This is a genomic window from Pseudomonas sp. G11 (assembly GCF_029457515.1).
Classification (GTDB): domain Bacteria; phylum Pseudomonadota; class Gammaproteobacteria; order Pseudomonadales; family Pseudomonadaceae; genus Aquipseudomonas; species Aquipseudomonas gorinensis.
The window spans coordinates 611,031-637,543 of the sequence record NZ_CP120377.1 but is presented as its reverse complement, the minus strand read 5'-3'; the positions used below and the strand labels follow the sequence as shown (position 1 = coordinate 637,543).

Below are 26,513 nucleotides of genomic sequence, written 5' to 3'. Positions count from 1 at the left end.
ACGGTTTCCTCGGGCAATAAAAAACCCGCTCATCGCGGGTATCGGTGTTCTGGTAACGATCAGGTAGGCGCGACTGGACGCTTGGCGCTGTCGGGAAAGTCGGGGTTATCACTAGTCCACTTGCGCAGGGACAGCCAGTACTTCTGCCACTGCTGAGCGGTGCCTGGGATATCTTCCTCGCCGTATTCTATTGCAGTCACGTTCTGTTGCGCCGTAGGCATCTCAGCGTCACGCCACGCGATCTCAGTTTGACGAAGTTTCGCAGTTAGGGTTTCGGTTGTGATTTCCCAAGTGCCATCCTCTTTGGCGGTGTAATCGATTGAGCTTGGGCGGGGGCCTGACATCTCAATCCAGCCTTCATCAGGGCCCTTATCGGTCTCATCGACTTCGCAGATGCTTTGGCCCAAAATCCCGTAATACCTCATCATTACGCAGCTCCCTTGAGTTTCCAGACTTTCAGTCTGCACTGAGCGCTAGCGATAAGTGCGCCCCCCGTTGCGCCATGCCCGCCACCGGCTTGAGCTGAAGTTGCCAGCATAACTGCGTTAATGCCAGTTTGAACTGCAATATCACCGGTTCCGAAAAACTGACTAACCCTTGTTCCGTAAGAGTTGCCAGCGCTGCCTGCGTTGTCCCCCCAACCTGGATCGGACCAAATACCGTTCCAAAGAACATCCACCCTCACAAACACATGAAAGCCCGGGAATGGGTTTGTAACGACATACCTCTGATTTGCACCAATTGCAGCTGGTGAGGCAGCAGTACCTCCGTTCGGGTAAAGAACAGTGAATCCCGCGGAAGATTCAAGCGCATCAAGACGACCCGATTGCTGTGAAACCGTGGTAGCCAGTGCCGTCACGTCTACAGATCCAGGGTTGGTCGCCTTGCCTGCGCCGACGGTGCACCAGATGACGGTTTCGGCGGATGGGCGGGTTTCTGTGCCGACCCGTGGGGCGCCATTGATGCTGTCCGTTACAGGGCCGCCAGTGTGAGAGGAATAGAGGTTGACGTTACTTGCACCTGCGACCAGCCCATTAGTTATCGCCGCATCCGCAGTAAAGCCCGCCTGTCCACCTGCCGAGGCAGCGAGCATCGTGCGGTGCTTCATGCCTTGAACCTGATCTGCGGCATGCAGCCCGGCAGTGCCGGCAGAATTCTTCCCATCACCACGAAGAAACATCGCCGCAATGGTATTGCCATCGGCGTGCTTGGCGTTGGTGTCCGGCATGCGGAACGTGGTCGAGCCATCGCCGCTGGAGTACCTGCCTCGCGATGTGTATGGAGCAGCGAGCCATGCGGCATCAGTTACAGCGCTCGCCGATACCAGTGCCCACAGATCCGGCCAGTCCGCGCGATTGAGCAACTGCCCGTCGCGAGCGATCCATCCGGCCGGCAGCGTGCTTCGTGAAACTGGCCAGGGAACGATCGAGCCAACTGGCAGAGCTGCACCACCAGCCTCCTTGTACACCCCGCCGGCGGTTAGGAACTTATCCTGGTCGCCAGCTGCGCCGGCCGGCGCAAGACCTGCTACCCCTGGCGCAGCAGCGGTAGCACCAGCCATCACAGGGATTCCGTTGGAACTTCCCGTGCCGCCCTGTGCTTTGCTGAGCGGAGTTGTGAGACCGCCAAGTGAGGTGATATCACTATTGGCTCCGTTATTGGCCTTGCTCGAGGCCAAGTCGGTGATCTGCTTTTGCAGCTTCCCGAAGGCAGCAAGGACCGTGTCTGTTGCCGCGATCACCGCTGGATTCGTCGTTACCAGACCGGTGAGTACGCTGCCGAGCGTGCGTGCCAAGGTCCAATACTTGTTGACCGCGCCCTCCGGCACCGCGTCAGTAGAGCCGGGCGAGGCCGTGAGCAAAATATACTGTGTGCCGCTCCAGCGGTATTGGCTGTTGGTGTCTTTGGTGATGTAGATCTTGCCGGTCTCGCCAGTCGCGGGAAGCGTGGCGAAGCTGTCGAACTCAAGCACATCGTCGACGTAGCTCGGCAACTGGCTGGCAGGTACCGTGCCGTTTCCGTCCAGGCCCGCGACACCATTCGGCTGGCCTTTCTGTGTTCCAGGTATAGCGGCATCGGCAGCAGCTTGCGCGCCATCGGCCGCCGATTGAGCTGCCGCGGCGCGCTGATCGAGTTCGGCGAAGTTTGCGTTGATGACTTGGCCACCTGAACGCAGATCCTGGCCATTCCCATCGTTCGGCGCGGAGCCGATGTTGAGAGGAACAATACTCATGGGTGAAATGCCTGTTCGAAGGTTGCTGTCAGTGAAAAAATATCAGCGCCCAGTGGTGAGGCCTGGTAGCTGTCGCAGCGGAAAAGCGCCTGGGTGCCCAACGGTGGTGTCCAGTAGAAAGGGTCGACACCGGCCCTGGCATCCAGAAAGTCTTTGATGAGCATGATCTTTGCTCTGGCGCCAACGAACGTTAACGGCCAGGACTCCGATCGATTGTTTATGCCGTCCTTGGCCCTCTGCTCGTAGCCATCCCCGAACTTTGCCGACTTGTTTCGAAAGCTTGTCGTGCCAACCGGCTCGACTTTCGGGCACCACGTAAAAACCTCAATGGCCATATTTCATCACTCGGCAAAAAAAGAACCCCGCCGAAGCGGGGTCTGATCAGCGACCGTTGATGGCCGCCCAAATTTGACCGCCCGGCTTCAGATCTCGGGCGATCTGTTCTTGGGCTCCCTGTTTTGCCGCCTTCGCATAGGCTTGTGCTACAGCCTGGCCCTGGGCGTCATCCGGCGATCCGCTGCCGGTGTCCGGCACTACGATCGTTTGCTGAATGGATATCGCGCCGCCAGACGCCGGAGATGAAGAAGAACCGCCACCAAGACCGACATAGCCGCCGTCTGCATATCCGCGCTTGTTGAGCCGCTCCAGGTATTCGCGCATACCAGGCTGCTGAACCACTTCCTTGCGGAGAACGAATTCATCACCGTGCACCACGCCCTTAGGCTCATGCTTGCCTCCAGGCCCAGTCCATCCTCCATCGGAGAACGCCGGCCATTTAACCGAGCCCGCGCTGGCGTCAAACTGGCTACCGAAATTGGCTGCCCCTTGCGCCGCCCCGCCCGCTGTTGCGGCACCAGTGGCCCCCCCTGCACCGCCAAAATAGGCGCCTATGGCAGAACTGGCCGCCCCGAAAAGGGCGCTCAGAGCCGACGACGCAGCCTGCCTGGCGGCAATTTTCGCCATATCAGCCAAAATCGACTTGGCCAGATCCGAGAAGGAGAGCTTGCCCGTCAACGCGAACTGCGCGATCGCATCTTCCATGGAGCTAAATGCATTACTGAACAGGTTGTGGCTTTGCTCGGCAGCGTTGCGCGCACTCTCCAGGTAGTCCTCGTAAGCCGACTGAGCCCCCAATGTCCAATCGCCCTGGGCTTTGTCCAGATCCTGGTAATACTTGGTCTGCATCGCCATGCGCTGATCAAGCGCAGACCGCAGGGCCGTGGTTTCCTTGGCGTAGAGATCGTCGCTGATCTCGCCCTTGTTGTGCTGAGCCTCGAGTCTATCCAGTTGGGACTGGTAGGACTGCTGAATGCTCAGCTGCTCCTGCAGGCGCTGCTTTTGCTGCTGGCCCATGCCGGCGCCTGCCAGGGTGTTGTCGATACCAACCTGGGCGCTTGATAGCTGGCTTTTCAGGTTCTCCTCGAAGGCTTGAAGTTTCTGTGCCTCCTCGTAGCTCCTTTTCCGTGCGGCCACTTCCTGCTCGAGCGCAACGTTGCGCTTGAGTTGTGCCGTGATCAGCGCTTCATTTGCGAGCAGCGACTTCTGATCGGCCGTCTGGATATCCTTCGTCTTGATATCGGCGATCTGCTGTTCAAACTTCGCCAGGGCTTGCGCCTGGACACCGAGCGTTGCGTACTTCCCGGTTTGCTCATCAATCGAACCGGACTGAACCTGAAGCGCCGCGTTTTGCTGACGAAGCGAGTCGAGCATCTTCATGCCCGCGTCTTCGCGGTATTGCGGTGTTTTTGCGGCCTTTGGGTCTTTGTACTTGTCGTTGATATTGGCGATGTCTTTCGCCTGCTGATCGGGAGAGATCAACAGTGACTTATCGCCAGAGGCTTTAGCCTGGATGATTCGACGCTCGACCAGTAGTCGATATTCGCCTAACTCCCGGGCGCGCTTGTCGGCGTTGGTTTCCGTTTCCTTTCTCAGTTTGTCCAGGGCAACCTGATCTGAAAGAGCCTGCTGCTGTTGCTGCTGCTGGAAACCCTTCGAAGCTGCCCGCCGGTCTTCCTCCGCCTTGAGCACAAGTTTTTGGGTGCGCTCAGCTTCCAGGGCCTGGGTTCGATAGCTATCGTCGGGTGCCAGATTCCCAAAGCCGTCAGCCTTATTCAGCTTTCGCGCTTCAGCGATGCTGTTTAGCTGCTTGTCCAACGCCTCGATCTGCTGATCGAGAGTGTCCTCACGGCCGATGTTTAGCGCGGCGTCCCATGCCCCCTTGGCGGCGCTCTTGACAGCGTTCCAGCTGACTTCGAGATAGCCGAGGTTCTTTTTCACTGAGTCGGATGTGCGGTTGAGACCCTTCTCATAGGTGTCGTTTGCCAGCGCCGCCGCGTCCTGGGTTTTTCCCTGCTCTTGGAGCGCCTTGATCTGCTCGTAGGTCGTAGCCGTCAGGAAGTTCATCGACTCGTTGAGCTTCAGAATTTCCGCAGTCGGGTCCTTCGCGATTTTCTCGAAGTTCTTGACCGTTTCCTCTGCCGCCTGCCCAGTCGCCGACTCGAAACGGATTGCAGCGTCAGCAATGCCCTGGAACGCCTGCACCGGAATGCGCGTCGAGCCGGCCAACTGCGCCAATACAGCCGAGGCTTTCCCGACGGTGCCGTTGGACTGCGCAATCTGCTGGGCCAACGCTGAAAGCTGACCCGAAGTAGTGCCGGCGGTATTGCCCGTCATCGCCAGGGAGGTGTTGTAAGCGGTGGCCTCGTCACTGCCCTGCTTGTACGCCAAGGCCAGAACCGCGGCCGCAGCGGCGGCAACGGTGAATGGGTTTACCAGGCCGAGTACGTAGCCCCCGAGAGCCTTTGCCGCTGGAACGACACCACCGAACATATCCTTGAGTTGGCCGCCCTGCTGCAAGAACACCGTCATCGGGTTCTGGCCGGCCTGAAGTGAAACGGCGATGTCCGTGAACTGGGCAGGCACGCCGCGCAAGTTCGCCGCGTACTGCTTGGCAGTTTGGCCGTTCTTGAGCATTACCTTGTCGGTTTGCTCAATCGAGGCGCGCTGCTCGTCGATCTTTTTCTTGTAAAGGTCGAACTCGGCGGTGGGCAGTCGCCCTGCCTTGCGGTGGGCCTGGAGCTGCTCCTCCATCTTGTCGAGGCGACTGTATGCCGCCACGACTGGATCAATGCGGCCTACGAGCTTATCCAGCTCCTTCGCCTGGTAAGCGGCCTCTTTGGTGGTGGACTTGAGCTTGCGCTCTGCCCGATCCATGCCTTTTTCGAAGCCGCCGGTGTTGGCCACCAGATCGACCGTCAGCTGGCCAAGTGAATCAACAGCCATAAATCACCTCTTGACCGACTGCAGCAAACTGAACAGGTCATATGCGGATGTCTCAACTTCCTCAGCCGCTGCGCCGCGCACGGGCAGAAAATCGTCGAAAGTCGCCTTGCCGCCGTGCACGTTGTTCAAAATGGTGGCGAGCAGGGCGAAACCCCGCTCGATTTTCAGGCCCAAGTTCAGCGTTCCGTTTTGCTCAACGTAAGCCATCCACGAAAGCGCCTCGGTATAACTGAGGCTGGCCTTTGCTTCGGCTACGGATCGCCCGCCGATGCCGTTGAGCACCAGCTCATGCCAGAACTCATCGGCGGGCCCTATTTTTTTTCTTCAGCCCCTTCGCCGACACCGTTCGCCTCGTTGAGCGCGGCCAGCAGTGCCAGGGTCAACTGTGCGCACAGGGGGCCGTTGCCGGTGTCATTGGTACCAAGCACATCGGCAACCGAGAACACCGGTGAGCCGTCTTTCTTGAGGATGTTGTTTGCAATGCGCTCGGCGAACACATCACCACTGGCTTCTTTCGAATCCCAGCGCTGAGTCAACTCGGTGAACGACTCCTGGCGCACGTAGATGGTGGCCGCCTGGGTCTTCCCGCCGGAAAACCACTTGATGTCTTTTTTCACAGCCGTTCCGGCGAATGCGCCGGCGGCGGCCAGGGCTTTGATGCTGAGATCCATGGTTATTCCTTAAGGAGCGATGACTTTAGGGACGAATACCGGATCACCCGATACCTGGATGCCGACGGTGGACTTCACAACGTCATTCAGCGCGAAGCTGAACGGGAAGCTGTTCATGTAGCCCTCGAAGGTGATCCAGGTGCGGGTGTTCGGCAGGTCGAAATCGACTTCAGAGCCGACAACAGCAGTCGCGGCCGCGCCGGTTCCGCCGCCACCGCCTGTGAGCGCGATGCTCGGGGCCGAGGTGTAACCGGAGCCCGCATTGGTGATGGTGAAGCCGGTCACCGAGCCAGCCGAAACGATAGCCGTGGCAGTCGCGCCGGTACCGCCGCCGCCGGTCAATGCAACAGCCGGGGCTGAGGTGTAGCCAGTGCCGCCACTGGTGAGGCTGATGGCAGAAAGAGAGCCTTCCTGCGTGACAGTCGGCGGGATGCCTTCCAGGTCGCCTTGGGCGTTCACCACGCGGCCGTCAGACCAGCCGATCGCCCAAAGCAGTTTGGTGCCGGCGGTTTTGAGTTGATGCAGGCGTACGTGCGCGGGTTTTTGCGGATCGATGTTCAGACCGAACGACGCCGAGCCAGGCTCTGCGAGACCGGCCTCGTATTCGCGCGCGCTGGAGTTCATGCAGGTCGTTTCGATCTGCGCGATGCTGGTATCAATCCCGTCCAGGGAGGTGAAGCAGCCCACCACCAAAATCGCTTTGGTGAGGGGGTCGATGGCATAGAGGTCCGTGCCTTGGGTTTTAATCGTCAATTTGTACTCCCCGATTTTCCTGGAAAATCACTTTTGAGCGGGCATAAAAAAACCCGCCGGAGCGGGTCGTTCTTTTCTGGTTTACGGCTACAAACTCACCAACCAGGCAACGTCGAAGCCTTTGCGGTAGCTGTGTGTGTCCTTATCCTTGTCGTCGATCCCGAAACCGGTGACATACGCGTGCTGGGCAATCACCCGACGCAGCGCCATCACTACGGCCTCAGCGGAAGAAGCGGTTTCTGCGTACACGTCGACCTGAAGGCCGTAGCGGTCCGTGCTTGGTACGCAGTTGAGGAAGTTGATCGGCGATCCGCTGATGACCTGCCAGACGGCATAGGGCCGCTCTACCCCCTCAGGGGCCTCGCCATGCGGGTAAAGGCGCGTCGGGCCGGTACCTAGCAGCGCAGTGACGGCCTGGCTCGCGCAGCACACCTGAAAAATAGGCGCGGTCATTCATTCACCCCCAGCTTGATCAGCTGATACTTCGCCGAACTGAGGAATTCCTGGAACAGCTGCTCACGGTTGTTGGCAAGGGCCGGCCGAAGGAATGGTTTTGCCCGGTTCTTTTCGGTCCCGAGCTCCACCCACCACCAGTAGAACGTGTTGCCGCCCTTCTGTCCGCGCTTGCGCATTCGCACGCCGACCGAGATCACTACCGCGCCGAGCTCTTCGCCCAGGGCTTTACGCTCCACCATTGCCAGGTTGGCCGGGATGAAGTTGGCGGTTTCCGGGTCATCAATGCGCGATGCACGGTCCTTCGCGTCGATCAGCACGATGTCCATTGCGTCCTTGGCCGCCGGCATGACGACCTTGCGGCGCATCTCCTCGGTCAGCCCCTTAAACCTGGCTGACAGCGCGTCTGCGCCGGTGAGGTTGTACGAGACCCAGTCAGCCATCGTTCACCCCCGTTTTTGCAAGGATCGTCAAATAATCCAGGCCCGACACGCGATCGGGCAAAGGCTCGCCCTCGAGGTTGTAGATCTTGCCGCGGTGAAGAATTCGCATGGTCGGCAAAATCCCGGACCAGTGACGTATCACGAATCTCACTGTGGCCTGTGACTGTGCGGCCTGAGCCGCAAATAGGTCCTTGGAGCTTAACGGCTCATACGCGGCCGGCACCTTGTCACGAATGCTTTGCCAGGTTGGGACCATTTCACCGTTCTCGGGGTTCTGGACCATGGCCTTTGCCTGAAACTCTATGCGGTGCCGCAAGCGCCCGGCGCGCATCACACACCCATCCTGATGCGATATGGCATCAGCAGTGATTTACTCGCGAGGGGAAGCTCCACAGCAGTGCTGCCAACCACCACCTCTTCACGATTGGCGAACAGGTGCCCCAGCTTGATCAAGCAGGCCGCCTCGATCGCCTTGTTGATCACGATCCCGAAGTCGTCCATGTCGATGGCCTCGAAAGCGTCGGACAACGCTTGGCGAGCACGCTCACGAAGCCGGCAACGGTCATCAGCATTAACCGGATCATCTGCCACCACCAAAGCCGCCCTATAAACAGTGCGGGCCGCCTGGGTTCGAGCGATTACAGTCGATTTGGCAAGATCAACAGCAGCCTGATCGGCAAAGAACCGGCGCTGCAGGAACTGCTGGGCAGCCTCTTCAGCGCCATCCAGCTGCGACTGCACCAGGACCTGGTCTTCAGGCTCTGCGAGCAGATGCTTCATGGCCAGTTCGATGTCGATCACACTCATGTTCAGTCGGCCTTTTTCTTGGCTGCGGGTTTTGGCGCAGCTTTATTCGAAGGGGTTGGGGCCTGCTTGTTTTCAGGCTTCTCGGCGCTTTTCATTTCGTAGTCCTCAATCAGACCGCTGCGCAAAAGCTCTCGAGCGCGGAACTCATCAACTTCGATGGTCGTGTTTTTCTTCACATAACCCTCGATTCCGCGAAAGCTCTTGCGGGTTGTGACTTTGATATCTGCCATGTGCAAACACGCCCGGTTACCCGGGCGCGCTCCTTGAGACGGCGAGCCCAGGCCTTATGGCGCTGCGAATTCGCCGTGTACGAATGACTCGGGGCGGTACACAGCCAGTGCCAGACGCTCCTCGGCACGGATAGTGACCATGTTGGTGCGGAAGTTGTCGCCATCTTCGGTGGAAACCTCGACAGCGGCGTCCTCGCGGTCGAACACCTGAGCCGCGATGTTCATCGCGCCAACCAGGAATTCACCTTCAGGCACCGCGTTGCTATCGACTACCGGGAGCTTCCACAAGCGCTGAGCGCCGCCTTCCTGGACGTTGACCCAGATGTACGAACCGGTGCTGTCCTTGGTCAGTTCGATGTCTGCCCAGTCCACAGGGTTGAGCGCGATAGCCGATGCGCGATACTCAGCGACGCGCACCTGCAGGATTGCGCGGCGCAGCGTGTCGATCTTGGTGTCGCCCGCCTTGCGCAGCGCGTTGTTGAAGTCGGTCGCTTGAGGAATCAGGCCCAACAGGTTCTGACCGGTACCGTCACCAGCGATCAGCTGCTCTTCTTCCTTATACTTCAGGCCGTAAATGGCGCGGCCATTGATATAGCTCTGCAGCAGGGGGATATCCGACAGAACCTGCTTCGAGGCGCGGAACCAGTGAGCGATCGTCTTCACGGTGGTGGTGACCAAACCGAAGGACAGATCGGATTGCGCCTTGGCTGCGCCCTCGCCTGCTTGCGGCGCGGCCATGTTTTGGAAGCCCGTCTCTTGCACGAACTCGACCGCGTTGGATCCGGTGCGGCCTGGCATGATCAGGTCGCGAATCGTGAACTGACGCTCCGGGTCAGTAATGATGCCTGGTACACGCGTTGGCTGGATGCCTACACCCACACCGCCGGTGCCGGACGTGGAACTGGTGATGTTGGTCACCGCCTTCAGGCGAAGACGTGCGCGGCCGTGGTCATTTTTAACCAGGTTCTGGAAACCATCCGACTCGGCCAACTGCTCACCGAAGGACTTTTCGTCCGTTGGGTCATTGGCAGAGAACCGGCGAGCCATCTTCTGCTCCAGGTCCTGCAAACGGTCCTGCAAGCCCAGGCCGCCCTTGACCAGACCATCCAAAACGGTCTTGGTGTCGGCAAGGATGGTGCCGTGCTCTTTGATTTCCTGGCTTGCCTTCTCGGCAAAAGCCTTGATTTCCTTGTCGCGCTGATCCAGCAGGTCAGTGACCGCTTTCAGTTGGACCTGATCGCCAGCGTGTTCTTTACGCTGAATCTGGCGGTTTTCGGCGCGAGCCTCGTTGCTCATGGCGTTATGCATGGTGAATCCTCAAAACGATGGGAGAGTCAGTGCCGGGCGAGATTTGATCGCCTCGACGAGTTCAGCTTCAGCCAGGTCGCCCGCGGACTCGCTCCGGAGCAGGTGTTGCAGGCCGCGGTTGGCAATCACCGCGGACTGTGTCTTCGAGAAGCCTGCCTCGCGCAGGAGCAGCTCAAATTCGGGAAGCGATGGCAGGCCGCCGTGGGCCAGCTTCGACTTGATGGTGTCGGTGCGCGCCTCGTCGTTGGCCGGCACGGTCACAATGGAAATTTCCACCAGGTCCAGCTTGGTCAGCGTGCGGATTCGGGTCTTCTCGTCGAAGGTCGATTCCCGCACGTAGTAGCCGATCGAAAGCCCTGTGATCGACCGCGACTTCATGCCGCGCATGGCGATACGGGCATACGGCGCATCGGCAAGCCATAGCTCGCCATCGCCGAACAAGCCCTTGGCATCCTCTTTCAAGGTGTCCATGGACCAGGATCCGATTGGTTCGCCAGTGCGGTGCTGCCAGAGGACCGGCAGAGCCCGACTTTTTGACTTAAGGTCAGCGATTGACTCAAGAAATGCGCCGGGTGCGACGACCTCGTTGTAGCTGTCGACGACGCCGAACACCGATCCATAGCCAGAAAAAAGGCCGTCATCGCTGACAGCCTTCACGTCGTAGTCAAAAGAGCGGTACTTCACCGCCAGGGACTGGTCTTTCCGTTTCATTCCTGGTTCCCCTTGGGTTTTTCGTTGAGCCAGTCCAGCAGCGCGGATCGGGCTTGCTGGGCATCACCAGCACCTTCCCCTAGCTTGTCGATCGGCAGCATGTTGGATTGAACGGTGAGCTTCGCGGCGTTACCGCCCATAGGAGCAAGGTTCTCCTTGATCCGGCAGTCGTCGCGGGTATAGATGCCGTTTTGCGTCATGGAGCTGTAGAACGCAGCACGGGCAGCGCTGTCGGCCCGGAGCAAGCCCTCTGGATTGAACTTGGCGTAAAAGCGCCGGCGCTCATCCGGCCGAAGTAGGCGCCGGTTAATGCTTTGCTCGATCCGCTTCATCCAAGGCAGCAGGGTAAAACTCAGGAAGCCGATCATTTGCTGCTCCATCCCCGTTCCCCAGCTGGTGCTGTTGGACGTGTGCCCCACCATCCAAGGCGGAACGCGGAACCACCGACAGATCTCTTCGACGTTGAAGGCCCGGGTTTGCAGCATTTGCGCATCCTCAGGCGTCATGGACACCTGCTGATACTTCATGCCCGCTTCCAGCACCATCGTCTTGCCGGAGTTAACGGCGCCGGCGAATTTTGCGGCCATGTCCTCGCGAATATCGTTGCGCTGCTCAGGCTTCAAGATCTGGTCAGTGGACAAGACCCCTCCCAGCTTCATGCCGTTGGCAAACATCTTGCTCGCCGACTCATCGGCAGCCATGGCAGCGCCAAACACGTTACGACCCATTGCCAGCGGACTCAGCCCGCTCATTGGGTCGGTGCCGAACCCGCGGGTATGCATCATCTGTTCATCCAGCAGCGTATGGGACTTGCCGTCGCTATCTGTGAATCGGTACTCAATCGCGCCGTTGCTGTTCCGCCGCGGCGGCGATACAGCCTGGGGTAGCAGGAACTCCAGGGAAGAAAGCTCACCGCCTACCAGGTGCGGCTCGTTAAAGCTGTTGCCGGCCAAAAGCAGGCTGGCCACCACGCATTCCCAGAACTCGACGGGCGTTTGATCGGCATTCGGCTGGATGCTGATTACGCGGTGCACAGGGTGCGATGAGGCCACAACCGGGACGCCATCTTTGTCCTCGTAAAGCGCAATTGGCAGGGTGGCCAAGGTTTCAGCGATCAGGCGCACGCACGCCCAGACTGTGGACAGCTGAAGTGCCGTTTGCTGGCTTACTGTCTTGCCCGATGCAGAGTCGGTACCGTAGTAACCGTTCCAGAAGGACGCATCGCCCAGGCCAATACGCCTTCCAACCCAGCCGGCGAGTGAGGACTTCACGAATCCAGGCTCGGCAGACTTGAAAAGGGCCTGGCGCAGGACTGATTTGATAGGTTTATTCACCAGTCAGCCCCTTGCGGATGAATCCGGCAGCGGCCAAGAATCCAGAGCCAGCAGCGATAAGCGACCATCCGAGCCCGGCGAGCACAAAAACACCCGCCACCAGCAGGCCAAGCGCGACGATGGCGACCACTAAAAAAAGGATCAGGCCGTTATCCATGGTTCGTTTATCCAATGATGATCGGGTTTGAGAAAAAGTCGGACAGGTCCTGGCTCTGCACATCGGCGCCTGAAACCCCTATCGCCATCAACAGCGCAGCGAGGTCGTCGATTTTGTCGGCGGAGCGCTTCTTGTCTGGTGCCATATTCATGTTGTCGTCGCGCCGGGCGATCAGGTTGGAAGCGCACCAGTTGAGGATCATGTCCCCACCGTGGGCCAGGTTCCCGGCGATGTATGCGCGCTCCAGCGCCTGCATGGCCGGGTGATACGACTTGGGCCCCTGGATGAACTCAATCATCGGCAGCTCAGCGGCCACCAGCCGGTTAACCAGGTCGCTTGCGTTCCACTTGTCGTAGGCAATTGCCTGGACATTGAAACGGGCGCAAACCTCTTTAACGTCGGCCTCGATCACGGCGTAGTCCGTGACGTCACCCTCGGTCTGTTTAAGCAGGCCAGATTCGACCCACGACGCGTATGGGACGGTACCGCGCTCGGTACGGAAAGCGACCGCGCTTTCCGGGGCCCACCGCCAACCGTAGGTGTAGAGCACGCCATCCACATTCCAAACCAGGCGGAACGATGTAAGGTCGGTAGTCGATGCCAGATCGAGGCCACCCCAGCATGGGTACGCCGATAGCCAATCAAGATCGACCTGTCCATCGCAGCGCTGCCACTTGTTGAGGTCGACCCAGCCGTCGGCTGTAGATGCCGGACGGTTCAGTCGCTTAATTCGAAACTCTGCCATTTTCGATGGCATTTGCTTGGCTTCTACCGACTCCTTGCGGATGGCCGCCATCAAGTGCGGGTTCACATCCATCAAAGGGTTGGCTTTGATCCAGCAGGTCTCGTCGAACTCCTGGTCAGCCTTTATGCCGAGCGACTTGTCTTCGTCATCAACGGCGTAGAACACCACCAGGAAGTGATCGGCTGTGTGCCCGAACAGGCCAGACAGCAGTTTCTTGGCGAACATCCTGATTTCAGCCCAGGGCCCCGGGTTCGTGTATCCCTCGGTAGTCGTGTACAGCCAGAGCGGGTTTCCGCGCGCGCCGGCGGCAGAAGTCAAAACGTTGAGCAGATCCGCAGTTTTATGCGCGTGGATCTCGTCAAGGCCAACATGTGACGGGTTCAGGCCGTCCTGTGTGGAAGCCTTTGCATGAATCGGCTTAAAACTCGCCCCTGTCTCCACGCGTGTGATGGACTTGGCCCAGACTTCCAGGCCGAAGTACTCGCGCAGATCGGCATTCTTTTCAACCATGCGCTTTGCAGCGTTGAAGATGATTGCGGCCTGGCCGAAGGTCGTGGCCGCGCTGACAATCTGGGCGCCCTCTTCCGGCTCGCAGCATTCGCAATACAGGAGAATGGCCGACGACAACGTGCTCTTGGCATTCTTCCGCGCCACGGCAAAGAGCGCAGAGGTGAATCGCCGGGGATGGAACATCCCATCATCACCCCAGCCCTCGGTATATACCGCCTGGCGTTTGCGAAACCCGAACAGCTGCACCACAAAGAAGATGTGCGAAGGGTGCATGACGATAGTGGGTTTTTCCCACTTGCCTTCGACGTGGTGCAGCTTCTCGATGAAGTCGCATGGGTCGTTCGCGTGCCATGGGTCAAAGAGAAACGGGCAGTCCTTCTTTTTTGCCCGCTTCAGGTCATCAAGAAATCGCTTCGATGCTTCGCGGATCAGGCGTCCGTGCTTCTTCCTTTTTTTGTCAGCTACCGCAGCCTTGGCGTAGTCGGTCGCGATCTTGACGAAATCACGCATTCCCACTCCAGACTGGACAGCCAGATCATTCGATTATTTGGCACCCTGCTTGCGGCCGTTTCCGGCGAATGCGTTGCCCTTCGGTTTTTCGGAACCAGAGGACACCTTCCGGCGACTGGCCGGAGTCATGCCGAACTCTGAAAACAATGCTTTGAGCGCGGTAGTTTCCGCAGCGGTTGACTCCATGTCGGCCTTGGCTTTTTTCCGGAAGCATTGCCAGGCGAAGCAAAGTTGCTCGAGCGAATATAGGTCTACGACTTGCAGCACCCTTGCGCTGACAAGCTGGCGACCAAGTGATCGCCACATTTCCGAGCCGTCGACATTCAGATGCTGAGGTGGATCTGGGAAGTCGGCGACCAGGTCGAACTCTGGCGCGTCAGCTTCCTCGCGATCCGGGCGAGTTGTACCGGCCAGAACCTTGAGGTGCGGGGCCGTTGGCTTCCGTCCTCGGGTCATTTGTGGTCCTTCAATTTTGAAAAGCTAATTTTGACGGTGCGAAAAAACGGCTCGGGCGCGGTCTAGAAGCGAAAAGCCCCAGACTATTGACCCACCCCTACCCATTGAGTCTGCCTATTTGCACCATTTCGGTGCATTCTGATGAGATTTCCTCTCATTTGCACCATTTGGTCAAGGCCATGGGTGATGCCCAAGCAGCCGATCAGGCCCGCCTGGCGTTGCCGAAACCACCGTCTTCCTTGGCTGTCTTGGCTGAGTGGCAGGGGTGACACAGGCCTTGCCAGTTGGTCCGATCCCAGAACAGCACCATGTCGCCGCGGTGCGGAACGATGTGGTCAACGTCAGTTGCAACCGTCACGCGCTCCTGCTGCTCGCAGTGCACACACAGCGGATGCTTGGCCAGGTATCCCTTGCTCGACTGCTGCCAGCGATAGGTGTAGCCGCGCTCGTTGCTGCTTCCCCGCTGTTGCTCGGGCGTCGTGTGCTTGGGCGTGGATGGGGAGACCGGCTTGTGTCGCTGTGGCCTGACCGGCATATCGCTTACTCGGTGGTTGGCTCGCTCTTGGCGGGCTGGTTGGTGGGTGACTCAGCAGGCGGTGTGGCGGGCACCAGGCCGGCACGCTCTCCTGCGATCCTCAGCCACTTCACTGCCCTGGCTCGACGGGCTGCACATCCTGAGCAGGCCATCACTCGAGCTCGATCGTGAGGCCATGGCGCACGATCCAATCGATGAAGCCTGGCGCGATTTCGTCTTGCCCGGTGAACCAGTACCACACCACCGCGCAGTTGAGCAGTGGCATCACCCACCAGCTGAACGTGGTCTTCAGCTTGAATTCAATACTGGCCATCACTCCACCTTCTCGACCGTTACCACGCCAGTAAGGCGACGGGTGTAGACCTCATCAGTGCCTGGGCGCTTCAGCCGCAACGGAAGCGGGCAATAGATAGCGATGCCCTTGTCTGTGTCGCACCACTTCACATGCGACACCTCATGGCCGTTTACGTACACACGCCGGCGGCCACGCCCATCGTTGTAGTGGTGGAAGCTGTCTGTCCGCAACATCGCGCGATCCTTGTTGGGCGCCACGATTTGGCGCATTCGAAAACGTGGCGCGGATCACTGCTTCCGGCGCTCTATCCCTTCCGGCGCCTTCGGGCAGCTCATGCAGTGCTCGCAGTTCAGCGTCCGGCACAGCCAGGCCTTGACCTGTTGCCAGTACGTGACCATGAAGATGTGTCGGGCGCCAGCCAGAGCCAGGGCTACATGCAGCGTCAGGCCTGCGGTGGTCGGGCCAAAGAAGATGTTCTGACTACGCACCGACACAACGAAACCCGTGATGGCGATCGTGGTGTAGATCAGCTTCCCAAGGATGCCGTCTCTCACCTTCCCGCTCAGTACGCACCAGGTCGCCCACAGCGCAATAAGGCCGCAGGCGATTGAGTTGATAAGTTCAAGGTTCATGGTGGATTGCCTCCCCCGAACCGCTGGCGAATAAGCGCCCAAAGGTCAGCGGCTTTGATGGCTCGATTGATTGCTGCCAGGAGTGAGCCGCCGAATGTGCCGAGGAGAAAACCAATCCCGGCGACAATCTTCGGCTCTGTGACATTCAGGTAGGCGCTGACCATGCTCGTCAGGTACAGCGAGCAGGCAACACCGGTGATCAAGAACACCATCCAGGCGCGCCAGTCGGACAAGTCATCCTTGTGCCACCAGCTCGCAACAACGGCCCCAATCAGGCCCGCAATCAACAATTCGAACCTGTCGATCTTGTCGAGCAGGCGCTGCAAATACTCCATGCGCTCGACTCCGTGGGGCATGTTTTAAGAGAATGGTTGTCGCGAATTACTTGGGCGCCTGGGTGATCTTCACCAGGCCATCAGGCAGGATTTCCATGTGGGATGCCTTCACGATGATGTCGGGCTTTAACTCGCCCGCCACGCCAATGCCGATTCCGAACCCAGCAGCATACGGCTGGCCTGTCGGAGACAGCTCAACCCGGACCGACCCCTCACTCGCGACCTTGGCTTTGGCTATCGACGCCTCCTTCACCAGGTCATCGCGAAAATACACCTTGCCGTCGGCGACAACGAAAGGGCTTGGAACTTCAAGACTTCCAAGTCGAACGCGAATCTGGCCGTTATGGAAGATGCTGAAACCACCACCAACCAAGCCATTCATCTGAGCGGACACCGAAGCCTTTTCGATACGATCCGCGACCTCTTCGCAAGTCTCGAAGCGCTCATAGGTCAGCGTTGTACGAACATCCGAGCCGTCACGATCAGACGAGATATCCTCGGTTGTGATATCAGCATTAGCGCGGCACTCGGCCGGGATCTTATCCAGCTCCGCACCGATGAAGGCGTGGTACTCAACGGCATTGGACGGAAGGTCGTAATCCGACCAAGAGCCCGCAGTCACACTGATAAGCCGAGGCTCGGCGCTGGTAGATGCGTCAGAGCTATGAATCTCGAACTCGCCGGTGACCTCGTTGAATTTCCAGCCGGAAACGCCCGGCACGTAGTTGCTGGATTGGATAGAACCGGACATTTGCTGTGCCTCATAACGAGAAAGGCCCCAGCGAATGCTGAGGCCCTGAATAGGCGCGGATGGACAGGATTCGGACCTGCGGCGCCCTTGGTATTGATCCGTGGCGATCACCTCAAGCAACTAGCCATGAAGCCGGCGTTACCCGGTATTTCAACCTTTGGCCACTCAGTCACCATCCGCATAACGTGCGTGTCTTCCCACGCTGCCCGCCACCACCGCCCCTCTTGCACAATGAGGTCTGAGGCTCGGTGGCTGCCGGTGTTCTTTCGTAACGCGTGACTACCGGCCATACCGCGTCCAGGCCCTGCCCGAAGGCCCACCCTAGCTATGGCTACCCACAACAAAAACCAAAAAGCCCAGCGGGTTAGGCTGGGCTCTAGATGTGGTGTCGCGCTTGAAAAGCTGAACACGGTGCCATGAAAACAGGTGTTTATCCGCGTGGAAAGGTATTTCTACGCAGCTTCGCGAAACACCTCGATGGCGCAGTCAACCCAGGCTACGCCTGCCTTGATCAGCTCCCGCGCCTTGGCCTCGCCCATGTCGTTGTCTCGGGCGATCCGCAGCGCCGGCCATTTCGCGCCGAAGTACAGCCAGATGAAATTACCCATCTGAGCGTCCCGCGCGGCGAGTTTGGCCACCGCGCGATCCACCACCAGGGCGACGTCATCTGTGACGCAGTAATTCTTGATGCCTCCCTCTGTGACGTTGTTGTCGCGGATCAGGGCATACAGAGGCGAAACGTACCGAGGCACTCCCATCCCGTCCATCCGCCACCAGCCCCATTGCTCCAGCAGGTATTCCGTGTCGCCCAGAGGCTTGTTGGTGTAGGTGCGCTTTTTCATGCTGCTTTCCTCGGGGTTGGTTCATCCATGCCAAACAGCTCACGGAGCAGCTTGTCAGCCTTTTTGTTCTTGGCGTTGCCCTCGGAGATCCAAAGGCGCGCGAACGCTTCGAAGCCGTGGGCAGATCGGGACGCGTGCCAGTCGGCGACGATATCCATGAATGCAGCCGAGCCGATTCGGCCATCGGTCTTTTCCAGCAGCAGGCGGTTACCTTGCTTCAGGAACTTGCACTCGATCTGGGTCAAGCTCTTGCGCGGCAATGCCGCCGTTACGTTACTCATAGCGTGGCACTCCGGACCTGTAGATATTCATTTGGCTTCATGTCATTGCGGGCCTGGGCGGAGATAGCGTGACGCCAGGCCCGATACGCCTCCTCCGGCGAATCGCCAACACCTGCCCACGGATGCTCCTTGGCAAAACACCAGAAGGTGCCACTGCGCCCGGTTATCCTTGCTTTCGGCAGGCGACCGGTGAACCCGATCTTGTGCCGTGCCAGCCAGCCCTCGACCGCCGGCCAGATGATCTCTTGCTCAGGCTTGGAGAAGTCGCCCTTCCCTCCGTTGCTGTAGACCTCAGCCAGGCCGTAGTCCTGATTTGCCACCCACAGGACAAAGCCGCTTGGCGTGTGGATCATCTTGTAGCCCTTCATCGTCCAACCCCAGTCTTCGGGGAAATCCCGGATTGAGGCGGCGATACGCTCTGCTTCGGGATGCTTGGGCTCCGGAACGATCACAGCCCCTTTCGGAAGGATGCAAGACTTGCCGGCCTCCATGCCGGCCTGCATGGCGCCCAATGCTTCACCGGCAACGAAAGGTGCGGGAGCGGCGCTACGCCCCAGCAGGCGATCAAACAGCTTAAAACTTCTCATCGTTTTTCCTCCCCTTGAAGCGACTGGCGAGCGGGCGGCCCATCTCGACCTCTTCCTCTGATGGATACGGATTGCCGATAAGCTCAACAAACCGGTGATAGGCGCCCTGGTGCTGAACACGGCATGAGCCCGTGGGCCCGTGCCTGTTCTTGTCGACGATCAGCTCTGTGACACCAGCCTTCCCGGCGTCGGATTCACCATCGCGATGCACCAGGATCACAACGTCGGCGTCGGCCTCGATCTGCCCGGAGTCGCGCAGGTCGCTTTTGGTCGGGCGCTTGTTGGGCCGATTGCTCGGGCCTCGGTTGAGCTGGGCAAGCACCACGATGGGCACCGCCAGCTCTTTTGCCAGGCGCTTCAATCCTTTGCTGATCTCGGTGACCGTTTCGTATCGGCTGGACGACTTGCTTTCGCCGTTGACCAGGCCGATGTAATCCAGGGCGACGAATGCAAGGCCGTGCTCGCGCTTCACCGTCCGGCAGATCTGCCGAATGTCCCGCAGTGTCAGCGACGAGTCGTCGCACATGATCAGCGGGGCATCCATCAGCTTGTTCACCGCCGAGGTAAGGCCAGGCCAGTCCGCGTCGGTCATCGAATGACCTTCGCTGATGTGCTTGAGCTGGACGCTACCGACCGAGGACAGCGAGCGGTTGGTCAGTTCCACGTCCGTCATTTCCAGCGAGAACACCAGCGCCGGCTCGTTCTTGACCAGGGCGACACGCTCGGCAATGCCAAGGCCCAACGTGGTCTTGCCGCTGCCGGGCGTTCCCGCCACCACCACGACGTGACCAGGACAGATGCCTGGGATGAATTCGTCCAACGACGGCAGGCCCGTATCAAATCCAAGGCTTGCCGTCCGATTGAACCGGCGATCAACGCCATCTATCGCCTCGGGCAGGATGTCCTTGATGAACCGGTACCGGCGGCGCGAGTCGAGCCCTTCCGCCTCAAGCGACACCCAAGCCTGCTGGCCCTGGCTCATCACCTCGTCAAGCGGTTCGCCGTCAATCAGGCGCTGACTCATGATTCTCGCAGCAGCGATAACCCGACGGGCGACAGAGCGCTGCTTGACGATCCTCCCGTATTCATCAAAGTTCGCCGCGCTGGGGGTGTTCTGCACAAGAATCCCCGCGACCGCCAGCGAGCTCTGACCGTCAGCCAGTTGTGGGCGAGCTTCGCAAATCGTTACAACGTCCACCGCGCGCCCCCTGGAGCGGAGCCCTGAGACAACCTCGAACAACTCTGCGCAGGCCGGGTGGTGGAAATCCCCAGCAGAAAGTTTTCCACCGGCATCATCGATCAGATCGGGGTGCTGAATCATGCTGCCAATAAGAGCGTATTCCGCCTCATGGCTGTAGAGCGACGAGTCGGGAACATCTTGGTACGGCGCTGGGGAATCGGCGACATCCGGAAAACCCATCATGCGGAACCTCCTGAACGTGCCGACTTCCAGGTGAACGGCGCCAACAGACCGCCGTTCTCACGCAGTCGGTCGGCGGCGCGCGGGCCGATGAAGCTGTGCAGATCCTCCGGTTTCTGATTGCTCACCAGGATCGTCGGCTTGACCAATTGGTAACGGCGGTCGATCACCTCATGCAGCAGGCTGGGCGTGAAGTCCTTACCCGGCCGCACGGAGTGCACGCCTACCTCGTCGATCACCAGCAAGTCGACAGAGGCCAATTCGTTGACCAGGTCCGTCTTGGACGGCCCCGAGTTGTTGCGGAAGCTGTCGGTCACGGCCTGGGTGATCGACTCGGCGGTGACGATCAAGCCGGAAAATCCTTGGTTTCGGACAATGCACTGCAGAATTGCGCAGGCCAGGTGCGTCTTGCCGGTACCGATCTCGCCCATCAGCATCAAGGCGCGGCCAGCGGCCAGGTGATCCTCGAAGCCCTCGGCATACTTGCGGCAGATACTCAGAGCACGCTGCTTGGCCTTGTCGTCGCCAGTGACATAGCTGCTCAGGCTGCACTTGCGAAAGCGCGGAGTGATGCCAGTGGCTATGAGATCGCTGTTAAGGCGCTCAGCTTCGACCTGAGCCACGACCTGCAAATGCTCCTCGCGATCCTTGGGCGTGTTGTACAGCGCTTGCCAGCGGCAGGCTGGGCAGGCGTTGAGCTTCCACGATCCGTCGAACTGCTCTACCAGCGACTGCTTGAAAGCGTTATGCCCTGGAGTGCCGCACGATCTTTCGCGGGTTTCAGCCAGTTCCGGCGCCTGGATGAATTTAGAAACGGTCATTGGGGTAGTCCTCCTGACGGTGGGTTGGCACGCTGAGGACGGCGCTTTGAGTTGAGGCGCCCCCATTGGCCGGCTTGAGCACGTCAGTCCAGCGCTCGCCATTCAGCCAGGTCGATGCCATCGGCACGTACTGGCCGTCATCCTTGGTCCAGTCGCGGGAAAGGCGGTGACTGCCCAGGGCGGTCATCAAGGTCAGGCGAAGCTCGGCGGACGGCTTGAGCTTCTCCCATGCCTTGCGGGCGTCCTTTTTCGACTTCTTGTTCGGGTACAGCTTCCAGAACACTTCGAAGGCATCTGCCAATTCGTCACCTTGTGCACACAAGGTTTTAGGTTCCTTGACTGGTTCAGAAGAGTGACTGGTTCTGGGGGCAGCTCCTGCCCCACCCCCTGGGTTATCTCCTGCCCCAGGTGGGTTATCTGTTGCCCCACCCCCTGGGGCATGAGCTGCCCCACCATCAAGTGACAAATGGAAAACATTTGACTGATTCAGCTCACCTTTTCGGCGATATTCCCGTCGAAGAAACCCAGCCTTTTCAAGTTCGCGGATATGCAGCTTCACAGTGGAACGGCCGATCTCGCATTGGTCTGCAATGTGCTGGTACGAAGGCCAGCACTCGCCCTGGTCACTGGCGTTGTCAGCCAGCTTGACCAGCACCAGCTTGCGCAGCGGGTTGCCAACTTTGGTTTTCATGGCCTTGACCATCAGATCCATGCTCATACGTTGAGCTCCCGCGTTACCCGGCGCACGAAGTCGTCATAGCTCTCACTCATGACGAAGCCCGCCTGTTCCAGCATTTCCCGGTGGGCCTTGGCGCCGCTGTACATCACCCAGCGCTCGCGCTCGGGCAGATCCTTGAACTGCGTATACACAGGCCATGGGCCGGTCACGATCGTGGCTGTACGGGCGTCCTGGGGGGGGGTATGAGGGTTGGTGGTGGTCATTGCAGAGTCTCCGAGCCCGGGGCGTTCACTTTGGCGCTGTCATCGCCAGTGACGAAAGCAGCGCCGCCGGAAAGCCTTTCGATCAGCAAGCTGAGAGCATTCATGGCATCGAGAGAATGTGCGCGTGCCAGATCAAGTTCCGCCAGGTGAGGCGAGTTACCCTTGATGTGCTCATGCACACGGCTGATGTAGTTGAAGCCCGCCCAAGCCAAGCTGAGGTCAGTAATGCCGTTGAACGCCGTTTTCGGAAGAGGACCGCAAGGGGTTGGTCTCAATGGGATCGACAGCGACTTGACCTCAACGCCGCCCATCAGGCATTGCCTCTCCTGATCCAGATGATCTGCAGAGACTTTCTGGGCATCGTGGCCAGTGCGGCGCCGGAACATCACCGCAAGAGCCATGCAAGCCTCCATCAGGCCGACATGGGTGTCGTCACGGTCGTGGATCTCGCCACCCTCAGAAACAACCTCAACGGCATCAGCAAGTTTTTCGAAAGACATCAGCATAAGTGCCGCGTCTTCGAACTTTTCGAAGTGGGCCTCATTGATAACTTCAACGGTTGGAGGCGTCGGAAAATCGATTACTTCACTCATGACTGGACCTTCTGGACCAGGCGGAACCGGCCCTCAAAATATGGGTGGGTCGCCTGGGTGGTGGTGACCATCGTGGATTCGGAAACAAACCGGTGGAACGCTGCGGTGACGTGGCTTTTGGACCAGACCAGATACTGCGAACCCAGCGCTTCCTCATGGCCGTTGCGGACCATACCGGCGGGGTTAGGTTGGTTTGGCCAGACCTTCAGCACGTAGTCGACGACAGCGCCGGACAGGCCGTGGCGCGCCAGCATCGTTTCCTTGATACGAGTGAGCGACTGGCAGTTCTGTGGGCAGTGATCCCAAACCGTTGTCTGACTGAGATCCTCGACTCGTCGCTCAATCCGCTCCAGCGCCACCTGTTGCTCCCGCTGCTGGCGCTCGACCGCCACCAGGTGGTTCGCGTTGGCGGCGGTAATCTCAGCCTGGGTCATAGGGCGGGCGGCCTGTTCTTCCAGGGCCTGCCAACGATCCACCAGAGCAGCGGTGAATTCCGGGCATAGCTGGGCAACCACCACGAAGCTGTCGCGCTTATTGACCAGGTACTCCTGAACGACCACGCCGTTTCCGGCTTTTGGCCCGTCCCCCACCGGGGGTTGGGAAATGACGCCCCGCTCGACAAGTCGGTCAATGGATTGCTTGACCTTGTCGTGACGAGATCCGACCAGATCGGCGATCTCTTGCGAGGACATGGTGACGGCATCGCCGCCAGTAAATGGGGTGATGGTCATGGGCGAGCCTCGGCAGAGTTCATGATTTCGCAGAAGTCGTCATGCGCTTGGCCGCTGATCAACAGAACTGCCCGCATGACCGCATCAACATCCAAATGATCAAGCTGAGGTTCCGGCTCACTGCCACGCAACGCCTCGTTGTTGATCAGGATCTTGCTCAGTTGGCTGATTGTGAGTAGCGCGCTTTCCAAGCGATCTGGAAGGACGGTTTTACGACTCATGGCCGGCTACCCCACTTTCCTGCGCCACGTTTTCGGATTGCACGTTTTGTGGCGCGCAGTTTTCGATGGCCTTGCCGATCTCTTCAAAGGCACCAGAGGTGGTATTATCCGCATCAGCTGCCAGATTCCAGGCGATATCCAGCAGGTTGTAGACGTGCGGGCTCATAGGCTTTGCAGCCAGCGCGGCATGCATAAGGGATTCGAGCTTGCTCAGTGCGAGCTGGGCGCCCCCAAGGTCATCGTGTGCGTCGTGGGCGATTTCTAGGGCGGAGCGGTTTGGAGTAGTCATTGCGCACCGCCTTGGACGAATGTCACGCCTTCTGCAAAATTCAAGTGCCCGTCATAAGCAAGCAGCGTCATATTTGTTACCCGGCAGTCGGCATCCCAGCTATCCCAAGATGGATGGGCGCCAGCGGACATCTTGAGAGCCCATTCGGGCAGCTCGCGCCTCTGGCGCATTTCGTTGAGGATCGTCCACCAGGTGGTTGCGTGCTTGCGCTCGGCGATGAGCATTGCAGCAACGTCATGCCGCTTTTCCGCCGGTACGATGGCGATAAGAGGCGACTCCGATATGGGGTCGGCCTGATCAGGGTGTTGCGTCCGGTTAAGTCCGGTGGTATTTTCTGGGTGTGACATTTTCTCGCTCCTTCAAGCGATGAGATACAAGGCCTCCTGCTCGACACAGGTGACCGATTAAGAAGCCAGCCTCGACAGCTGGCTTTTTGCTGTCTGGGGTTTAACCGGACAGCAAATACAGGGATGGGCAGGCGCTCATGACGAGGCCTGCAAGCTGTGGTTTTCTGGGTTGTCCAGGGCGAGGATCATCTGCAGCTGGTTACGACCGCGCTCAACCTCGGCGATCAAGCCGGGCTTCTCACGCTTCCATTCAGCAAGATCGCGGCCGCTGGCACTTGCCTGTGACTGGCGATCATCAAGCCGCTTGCAAGCGTGGTTGAACCGCCCCATTGCCGAGGGGAAGCCACGGAGCAGCGCATCAATCTGCGTGTCGCACCAGACAGCGAAGTCGTCATCAAGCCACTGTGCGAACCTGACGCCGAGTTTGGGGTGGAGCCAGGTGCCTGCTGCTTTGCCGCCCCGCTCGGTGACAACGAGACCAAAGTGGGATAATCCCACTTTGCCTCCAAGATGCATTGCTTTGGCTAGAGCGGCGATGTATCGCTCAGTAGCTGGAAGGCGAAGCCATTCGACTGGCTTCTTGCCGAAGCGCTTTGCCACTTCTGTGGCATTAATCCATCCGTCAGTGTTGAAACGCACCAACTGCCCTTCGAAATCGAGGCGGATGACGTTGTTCATCACGCCACCTCCGCAGTACTGGACAAAACACCAGCACCGTCAGTGGACTGACGGCCGGATGGGTTTGGGCGTACATTTGTGTTCAAGGTCGGCGGATGGTCTGGGTAGATATCCGGGCGCAAATCGTGACGACTGACTCCTGTAGCTGCTTCAATCTTCAAAACGTGTTTGGCCGGAACGTGCCCGGTCGAACACATCCTCTGAACATTTTGGGGGGTGCAGCACAATATCCTCGACAACGAGGACTGGCTTCCCGCTACAGCGACAGCCCTCTCAATGGGGTTAGCTCCGCTCATGTGACACCTACAATTTTTGATTACATATCAGGCTACGACATGAAATTTAGAATTGCAATGCCAACTACAATACAAAGTTGTATTTTTGAGCAATGAAAAAGCGAACGACAGGCCAATTGATCGCACTTGCCCGCGAACAGCTCAATTTGAATCAGTCCGAACTGGCGAGGCGTCTCGGCGTCACGCCTCAGTCCGTACAGGCCTGGGAGTCTGATAAGAATGTCCCACGGCACGCCATGCTAAAAAAGATTGGAGATGAGCTGGGCGTTTCCGCGTCTTGGCTGATGGGCGAAAGCGGTGTGCCGGTAGGACCGCTGGATCTGGGCTCTAATGTGGAGTTCGCGCTTCAACCGACGAGATCATTTTCATACCCGGAAATTAGCTGGGTGCAGGCTGGAGCGGCAACAGAAGCAATGGAGACTGCGAACATAGCTGCCTGTGAGATGCACTCCTCTGACGTTTGGGCGGGCGAAGACGCATTCTGGTTAAGGGTGGTCGGGAACTCAATGACCGCACACTCAGGGAACTCTTTTCCGGAAGGTTTCCTCATCCTTGTCGCACCCGAAACCGAGCCCAGGTCAGGCCAGTACGTCGTCGCACGAATGACCGACACCAACGAGGCCACCTTCAAGCAATTCATACGAGACGCTGGCCGCTTTTACCTAAAGCCGCTAAACCCTGCATTTCCAACAACCCCAATGGACGGAGAATGGGAGGTAGTTGGGACGGTAGTCGATGGGCGCATGCCGAAATCTGTCTTCATGTAGCCAGAAAATTTATAGATTGGAGCCGCCTCACTGGCGGCTTTTTTTGGTTCAAAGAAAATAAATACAATTTAATATTGTAGTTGCGTGAAATTGATTGTAGATTCCACTCCATCGCAACCCGCATGGAGTCACCAGCATGAACGCAGCAACCACCATCACAGCGCACGGCCTAACCGGTTTCCTCGGTCGTGGCGCAGCTCCGCGTGAGCTGGAATGCCTGCTGGCGGTTGCTGCCGGAGCTAGTGGTAAAGAGGCTGCTCGTGCTCTTGGCGTTACAGAGGACACGGTCAAGAAGCGTCTTCTGGCACTGACAACCAAGCTTGGCGTCACCCGGCGCGCCGCGCTCGTAGCGAAAGCCTTTGCACTGGGCCTGATACAGGCTGCCTGTGTCATTGCTCCAAACCCTGGACCACAGCGTCAGGAAGATAGCGACCAGTTCCAGGGCACCTTTATCGCCTAACCCCAAACCGATTTTCGCGAAAGCCAACAACGCGGCCGGGATTCGTTCGGCCTGCGAAAAGCTTCACCCAAACCCCACGAAAGAGGA

40 protein-coding genes and 1 tRNA gene are annotated in these 26,513 nt (G+C 58.8%); 2 read left to right on the top strand and 39 right to left on the bottom strand.

What is annotated here, in order from left to right; all coding sequences use genetic code 11:
• Positions 1 to 59: 59 nt before the first annotated feature.
• From P2T68_RS02880 to P2T68_RS02690, 39 genes are all read right to left on the bottom strand, one after another.
• On the bottom strand, positions 60 to 428 hold the full coding sequence (locus P2T68_RS02880) for a hypothetical protein (RefSeq protein ID WP_277379034.1): 369 nt from the start codon (positions 426 to 428) through the stop codon (positions 60 to 62).
• Complete coding sequence (locus tag P2T68_RS02875; protein ID WP_277379033.1) at positions 428 to 2,233, bottom strand: tail fiber protein; 1,806 nt, start codon at positions 2,231 to 2,233, stop codon at positions 428 to 430. The genes P2T68_RS02880 and P2T68_RS02875 overlap by 1 nt, the downstream gene beginning before the upstream one ends.
• Positions 2,230 to 2,568, bottom strand: coding sequence for a phage tail protein (locus P2T68_RS02870; RefSeq protein WP_277379032.1), 339 nt, complete (start codon positions 2,566 to 2,568; stop codon positions 2,230 to 2,232). The genes P2T68_RS02875 and P2T68_RS02870 overlap by 4 nt, the downstream gene beginning before the upstream one ends.
• 46 nt (positions 2,569 to 2,614) lie before the next feature.
• Positions 2,615 to 5,515, bottom strand: a complete 2,901-nt coding sequence (locus tag P2T68_RS02865; protein ID WP_277379031.1) for a phage tail tape measure protein — start codon at positions 5,513 to 5,515, stop codon at positions 2,615 to 2,617.
• Between the two features lie 3 nt (positions 5,516 to 5,518).
• Entirely contained in the window at positions 5,519 to 5,797 is a 279-nt protein-coding gene (locus P2T68_RS02860; RefSeq protein ID WP_277379030.1) for a hypothetical protein, read from the bottom strand.
• A 29-nt stretch (positions 5,798 to 5,826) separates the two neighbouring features.
• The gene (locus P2T68_RS02855) at positions 5,827 to 6,186 is read right to left on the bottom strand and encodes a phage tail assembly chaperone family protein, TAC (RefSeq protein ID WP_213552228.1); all 360 of its coding nucleotides are present in this window, start codon (positions 6,184 to 6,186) and stop codon (positions 5,827 to 5,829) included.
• Between the two features lie 9 nt (positions 6,187 to 6,195).
• Positions 6,196 to 6,939, bottom strand: a complete 744-nt coding sequence (locus P2T68_RS02850; protein ID WP_277379029.1) for a phage tail tube protein — start codon at positions 6,937 to 6,939, stop codon at positions 6,196 to 6,198.
• Positions 6,940 to 7,026: 87 nt separating this feature from the next.
• Positions 7,027 to 7,392 (bottom strand): DUF3168 domain-containing protein, encoded by a 366-nt coding sequence (locus P2T68_RS02845; RefSeq protein ID WP_277379028.1) that lies wholly within the window; start codon positions 7,390 to 7,392, stop codon positions 7,027 to 7,029.
• Positions 7,389 to 7,835, bottom strand: coding sequence for an HK97-gp10 family putative phage morphogenesis protein (locus P2T68_RS02840; protein WP_277379027.1), 447 nt, complete (start codon positions 7,833 to 7,835; stop codon positions 7,389 to 7,391). Before P2T68_RS02840 ends, P2T68_RS02845 begins: the two co-directional genes overlap by 4 nt.
• Positions 7,828 to 8,166, bottom strand: a complete 339-nt coding sequence (locus P2T68_RS02835) for a phage head closure protein (RefSeq protein ID WP_277379026.1) — start codon at positions 8,164 to 8,166, stop codon at positions 7,828 to 7,830. Before P2T68_RS02835 ends, P2T68_RS02840 begins: the two co-directional genes overlap by 8 nt.
• Positions 8,166 to 8,642, bottom strand: a complete 477-nt coding sequence (locus P2T68_RS02830) for a head-tail connector protein (RefSeq protein WP_277379025.1) — start codon at positions 8,640 to 8,642, stop codon at positions 8,166 to 8,168. The genes P2T68_RS02835 and P2T68_RS02830 overlap by 1 nt, the downstream gene beginning before the upstream one ends.
• A 2-nt stretch (positions 8,643 to 8,644) precedes the next feature.
• On the bottom strand, positions 8,645 to 8,872 hold the full coding sequence (locus P2T68_RS02825; protein WP_049710508.1) for a hypothetical protein: 228 nt from the start codon (positions 8,870 to 8,872) through the stop codon (positions 8,645 to 8,647).
• A 54-nt stretch (positions 8,873 to 8,926) separates the two neighbouring features.
• Complete coding sequence (locus P2T68_RS02820; RefSeq protein WP_277379024.1) at positions 8,927 to 10,180, bottom strand: phage major capsid protein; 1,254 nt, start codon at positions 10,178 to 10,180, stop codon at positions 8,927 to 8,929.
• Positions 10,181 to 10,189: 9 nt separating this feature from the next.
• Positions 10,190 to 10,891 carry an HK97 family phage prohead protease gene (locus P2T68_RS02815; RefSeq protein ID WP_277379023.1) on the bottom strand — a complete coding sequence of 234 codons (702 nt, stop codon included), beginning with the start codon at positions 10,889 to 10,891 and terminating at the stop codon, positions 10,190 to 10,192.
• A complete protein-coding gene (locus P2T68_RS02810; protein WP_049710511.1) occupies positions 10,888 to 12,225 on the bottom strand; it encodes a phage portal protein in 1,338 nt (445 codons plus the stop codon). Before P2T68_RS02810 ends, P2T68_RS02815 begins: the two co-directional genes overlap by 4 nt.
• Positions 12,218 to 12,382 (bottom strand): hypothetical protein, encoded by a 165-nt coding sequence (locus tag P2T68_RS02805; RefSeq protein ID WP_167345845.1) that lies wholly within the window; start codon positions 12,380 to 12,382, stop codon positions 12,218 to 12,220. The genes P2T68_RS02810 and P2T68_RS02805 overlap by 8 nt, the downstream gene beginning before the upstream one ends.
• Positions 12,383 to 12,389: 7 nt before the next feature.
• Positions 12,390 to 14,147 (bottom strand): terminase TerL endonuclease subunit, encoded by a 1,758-nt coding sequence (locus tag P2T68_RS02800; protein WP_277379022.1) that lies wholly within the window; start codon positions 14,145 to 14,147, stop codon positions 12,390 to 12,392.
• 33 nt (positions 14,148 to 14,180) lie between these two features.
• Positions 14,181 to 14,603, bottom strand: coding sequence for a hypothetical protein (locus P2T68_RS02795; RefSeq protein WP_064450968.1), 423 nt, complete (start codon positions 14,601 to 14,603; stop codon positions 14,181 to 14,183).
• A gap of 202 nt (positions 14,604 to 14,805) precedes the next feature.
• Positions 14,806 to 15,138 (bottom strand): HNH endonuclease signature motif containing protein, encoded by a 333-nt coding sequence (locus P2T68_RS02790; protein ID WP_277379021.1) that lies wholly within the window; start codon positions 15,136 to 15,138, stop codon positions 14,806 to 14,808.
• A gap of 151 nt (positions 15,139 to 15,289) precedes the next feature.
• The gene (locus P2T68_RS02785) at positions 15,290 to 15,451 is read right to left on the bottom strand and encodes a hypothetical protein (protein WP_277379020.1); all 162 of its coding nucleotides are present in this window, start codon (positions 15,449 to 15,451) and stop codon (positions 15,290 to 15,292) included.
• The gene (locus P2T68_RS02780) at positions 15,451 to 15,702 is read right to left on the bottom strand and encodes a hypothetical protein (protein ID WP_277379019.1); all 252 of its coding nucleotides are present in this window, start codon (positions 15,700 to 15,702) and stop codon (positions 15,451 to 15,453) included. Before P2T68_RS02780 ends, P2T68_RS02785 begins: the two co-directional genes overlap by 1 nt.
• An 18-nt stretch (positions 15,703 to 15,720) precedes the next feature.
• Positions 15,721 to 16,065: a hypothetical protein gene (locus P2T68_RS02775; protein WP_277379018.1), complete on the bottom strand. Its 345-nt coding sequence runs from the start codon at positions 16,063 to 16,065 to the stop codon at positions 15,721 to 15,723.
• The gene (locus P2T68_RS02770) at positions 16,062 to 16,400 is read right to left on the bottom strand and encodes a hypothetical protein (RefSeq protein ID WP_010211438.1); all 339 of its coding nucleotides are present in this window, start codon (positions 16,398 to 16,400) and stop codon (positions 16,062 to 16,064) included. Before P2T68_RS02770 ends, P2T68_RS02775 begins: the two co-directional genes overlap by 4 nt.
• Positions 16,401 to 16,446: 46 nt before the next feature.
• Positions 16,447 to 17,151, bottom strand: a complete 705-nt coding sequence (locus tag P2T68_RS02765; protein ID WP_277379017.1) for a hypothetical protein — start codon at positions 17,149 to 17,151, stop codon at positions 16,447 to 16,449.
• Positions 17,152 to 17,205: 54 nt separating this feature from the next.
• Positions 17,206 to 17,331 (bottom strand) — tRNA-Ser (locus tag P2T68_RS02760).
• A gap of 272 nt (positions 17,332 to 17,603) precedes the next feature.
• Positions 17,604 to 17,993 carry an antiterminator Q family protein gene (locus P2T68_RS02755; RefSeq protein ID WP_277379016.1) on the bottom strand — a complete coding sequence of 130 codons (390 nt, stop codon included), beginning with the start codon at positions 17,991 to 17,993 and terminating at the stop codon, positions 17,604 to 17,606.
• A complete protein-coding gene (locus P2T68_RS02750; protein ID WP_277379015.1) occupies positions 17,990 to 18,274 on the bottom strand; it encodes a hypothetical protein in 285 nt (94 codons plus the stop codon). Before P2T68_RS02750 ends, P2T68_RS02755 begins: the two co-directional genes overlap by 4 nt.
• Entirely contained in the window at positions 18,271 to 18,861 is a 591-nt protein-coding gene (locus tag P2T68_RS02745; RefSeq protein WP_277379014.1) for a hypothetical protein, read from the bottom strand. Before P2T68_RS02745 ends, P2T68_RS02750 begins: the two co-directional genes overlap by 4 nt.
• Entirely contained in the window at positions 18,848 to 20,284 is a 1,437-nt protein-coding gene (locus tag P2T68_RS02740) for a replicative DNA helicase (RefSeq protein WP_277379013.1), read from the bottom strand. Before P2T68_RS02740 ends, P2T68_RS02745 begins: the two co-directional genes overlap by 14 nt.
• Entirely contained in the window at positions 20,281 to 21,102 is an 822-nt protein-coding gene (locus P2T68_RS02735; protein ID WP_277379012.1) for an ATP-binding protein, read from the bottom strand. The genes P2T68_RS02740 and P2T68_RS02735 overlap by 4 nt, the downstream gene beginning before the upstream one ends.
• Positions 21,089 to 21,820 (bottom strand): helix-turn-helix domain-containing protein, encoded by a 732-nt coding sequence (locus tag P2T68_RS02730; protein WP_277379011.1) that lies wholly within the window; start codon positions 21,818 to 21,820, stop codon positions 21,089 to 21,091. The genes P2T68_RS02735 and P2T68_RS02730 overlap by 14 nt, the downstream gene beginning before the upstream one ends.
• Positions 21,817 to 22,044 carry a hypothetical protein gene (locus tag P2T68_RS02725; RefSeq protein WP_277379010.1) on the bottom strand — a complete coding sequence of 76 codons (228 nt, stop codon included), beginning with the start codon at positions 22,042 to 22,044 and terminating at the stop codon, positions 21,817 to 21,819. The genes P2T68_RS02730 and P2T68_RS02725 overlap by 4 nt, the downstream gene beginning before the upstream one ends.
• Positions 22,041 to 22,637 carry a hypothetical protein gene (locus tag P2T68_RS02720; RefSeq protein ID WP_277379009.1) on the bottom strand — a complete coding sequence of 199 codons (597 nt, stop codon included), beginning with the start codon at positions 22,635 to 22,637 and terminating at the stop codon, positions 22,041 to 22,043. The genes P2T68_RS02725 and P2T68_RS02720 overlap by 4 nt, the downstream gene beginning before the upstream one ends.
• Complete coding sequence (locus P2T68_RS02715; protein WP_277379008.1) at positions 22,634 to 23,368, bottom strand: Rha family transcriptional regulator; 735 nt, start codon at positions 23,366 to 23,368, stop codon at positions 22,634 to 22,636. The genes P2T68_RS02720 and P2T68_RS02715 overlap by 4 nt, the downstream gene beginning before the upstream one ends.
• A complete protein-coding gene (locus P2T68_RS02710; RefSeq protein WP_277379007.1) occupies positions 23,365 to 23,589 on the bottom strand; it encodes a hypothetical protein in 225 nt (74 codons plus the stop codon). Before P2T68_RS02710 ends, P2T68_RS02715 begins: the two co-directional genes overlap by 4 nt.
• Entirely contained in the window at positions 23,579 to 23,878 is a 300-nt protein-coding gene (locus P2T68_RS02705) for a hypothetical protein (RefSeq protein ID WP_277379006.1), read from the bottom strand. Before P2T68_RS02705 ends, P2T68_RS02710 begins: the two co-directional genes overlap by 11 nt.
• Complete coding sequence (locus P2T68_RS02700) at positions 23,875 to 24,225, bottom strand: hypothetical protein (RefSeq protein WP_277379005.1); 351 nt, start codon at positions 24,223 to 24,225, stop codon at positions 23,875 to 23,877. Before P2T68_RS02700 ends, P2T68_RS02705 begins: the two co-directional genes overlap by 4 nt.
• Positions 24,226 to 24,360: 135 nt before the next feature.
• Positions 24,361 to 24,903, bottom strand: a complete 543-nt coding sequence (locus P2T68_RS02695) for a KilA-N domain-containing protein (protein ID WP_277379004.1) — start codon at positions 24,901 to 24,903, stop codon at positions 24,361 to 24,363.
• Entirely contained in the window at positions 24,903 to 25,199 is a 297-nt protein-coding gene (locus P2T68_RS02690; RefSeq protein ID WP_277379003.1) for a YdaS family helix-turn-helix protein, read from the bottom strand. Before P2T68_RS02690 ends, P2T68_RS02695 begins: the two co-directional genes overlap by 1 nt.
• 116 nt (positions 25,200 to 25,315) lie before the next feature.
• Between P2T68_RS02690 and P2T68_RS02685 the strand changes: the two genes are divergently transcribed.
• Complete coding sequence (locus P2T68_RS02685) at positions 25,316 to 25,966, top strand: LexA family transcriptional regulator (protein ID WP_277379002.1); 651 nt, start codon at positions 25,316 to 25,318, stop codon at positions 25,964 to 25,966.
• 136 nt (positions 25,967 to 26,102) lie between these two features.
• The gene (locus P2T68_RS02680; protein WP_277379001.1) at positions 26,103 to 26,426 is read left to right on the top strand and encodes a helix-turn-helix transcriptional regulator; all 324 of its coding nucleotides are present in this window, start codon (positions 26,103 to 26,105) and stop codon (positions 26,424 to 26,426) included.
• The last annotated feature ends 87 nt before the right edge of the window (positions 26,427 to 26,513 follow it).